This is a genomic window from Roseateles sp. (genome assembly GCF_049240545.1).
GTDB lineage: Bacteria > Pseudomonadota > Gammaproteobacteria > Burkholderiales > Burkholderiaceae_C > Paucibacter_A.
In genome coordinates this window covers 1-1,763 of sequence record NZ_JBMLSK010000188.1, presented here as the reverse complement: position 1 = coordinate 1,763, position 1,763 = coordinate 1, and the positions used below count along the sequence as shown (strand labels likewise).

Annotated in this window: 2 protein-coding genes; both read left to right on the top strand. The window is 68.5% G+C overall.

Going from position 1 to position 1,763, the window contains the following annotated elements; translation table 11 throughout:
- Positions 1 to 107: 107 nt before the first annotated feature.
- Positions 108 to 443 (top strand): IS66 family insertion sequence element accessory protein TnpB, encoded by a 336-nt coding sequence (gene tnpB, locus ACOVRJ_RS12015; RefSeq protein WP_422044084.1) that lies wholly within the window; start codon positions 108 to 110, stop codon positions 441 to 443.
- 98 nt (positions 444 to 541) lie between these two features.
- Positions 542 to 1,763 (top strand): IS66 family transposase (gene tnpC, locus ACOVRJ_RS12010; protein WP_422044083.1); only part of this gene is annotated, 1,222 nt, incomplete at its 3' end.

Here is a 1,763-nt window from a genome sequence, read left to right as displayed (position 1 = left end):
GGGTTTACCCCGGGGCCTGTCGGCTTGAAAAGGGCGTTTGAATTTCCTATGCTCCAGCGAGATGACTCAGCTTGCCTGGGAGGTGACCCACTTGGTGAGCCACCCAAGTGATCCGCATCGATCGCCTTTGGCTGTGCAGCGCGCCGGTGGACATGCGCGCCGGCGCGGAGCGGCTGCTGGCCTGCGTCGTGCAAGTCACCGGTGCCGCCCATGCCCACCACGGCTACCTGTTCGCCAACGCGCGCGCCACGCGCATCAAGCTGCTGGTGCACGACGGCTTCGGCGTGTGGTGCGCAGCTCGCCGTCTGAACGCCGGGCGCTTCGTGTGGCCAGGCGAGGCTGCGGCCGAACCGGTGTCGCTGACCCCGGCGCAGTTCGACGCCCTGGTCGTGGGCCTGCCCTGGCAGCGCCTGCCCGAGATGAGCGTGATCACGCGGGCTTGATCTGGCCGACATGATCGCTGCTGCCATCTGGCAGCCACCGGTCTGCAGCAGGTTGACGGGACATCTGCCAATGGTGCGCGGTCGCTGAGATCGGCATCATGCAGCGCATGCTCGGCATGCGTGATCTCAAGGCCCAGGACCTGCAAGGTCTGACGCCCGAGGCCGTCAAGGCATTGGCCGCACAGATGCTCGCGCACATCGAGCACCAAGCCAGCGAGCTCGAGCGCCGGCAACAACTCATCGAGGCCAAGCAGCAACTCATCGAGCGCAAGGACCGCGACATCGCCTGGCGAGATGCCAAGCTGGAGAAGGTCAACTTCGAGCTCGCGCGTCTGAAGCGCTGGAAGTTCGGCGCCAAGACCGAGGCGATGAGCGCCGAGCAGCGCCGCCTGTTCGAAGAGACGCTGGCCGAGGACGAAGCGAGCTTGCAGGCGCAACTGGAACAACTGCGCGCAGAAGCTGCTGCTCAGGCGCCAGCCAAGCCCAAGGCGCCGCCGCGTCGTCCCCGGCGCGAGGCGCTGCCTGCCCACCTGAAGCGCGTCGAGCATCACCACGAGCCCGAGAACACCACCTGCATCACGCCGGGGTGCGGCGCGCCGATGACGCGCATTGGCCAGGACGTCAGCGAGCGGCTGGACATCGTGCCGGCCGAGTTCTTCGTGCACCGGCACATCTACGGCCAGTGGGCGTGCCGCTGCTGTCAGACCCTGCGGCAGGAGCCGGCCGTCCCCGAGGTGATCGACGGCGGCATGCCGGCAAGCGGGCTGCTCGCCCACACGCTGATCAGCCGCTTCGCAGACCATCTGCCGTATTACCGGCAGGAGACGATCAACGCCCGCTCTGGCGTGCACACGCCGCGCTCGACGCTGGCGGCCTGGGCCGGCCAGGCCGGCGCGGCGCTGCAACCGCTATACGACGTGCACAAGCGCTTCGTGCTCGGCTGCCGGGTGCTGCACGGTGACGAGACACCGGTGGCGCTGCTGGACCCCGGCGCGGGCAAGACCAAGAGAGCTTACGTCTGGGCCTACGCCAGGAGTCATCACGATCCGACACCCGGCGTGGTCTACGACTTCTGCCTCGGGCGCGGGGCGCACTACCCCGTGGCCTTCCTCGGCGGCGACGAGCGCATCGGTCAGCGACGATGGGCAGGCACGCTGCTGACCGATCGCTACAGCGCCTACGACGCGGTGCTCGATACACGGGTGTACCCGGACCGCCGAGCTGCGGCCTGCGTGGCACACGCCCGACGCAAGTTCGACGAGCTGGCCAAGGCCGCAGTGAGCCCGCTGGCCGAGGAGGCGATCCGGCGCTTCGCGCGCA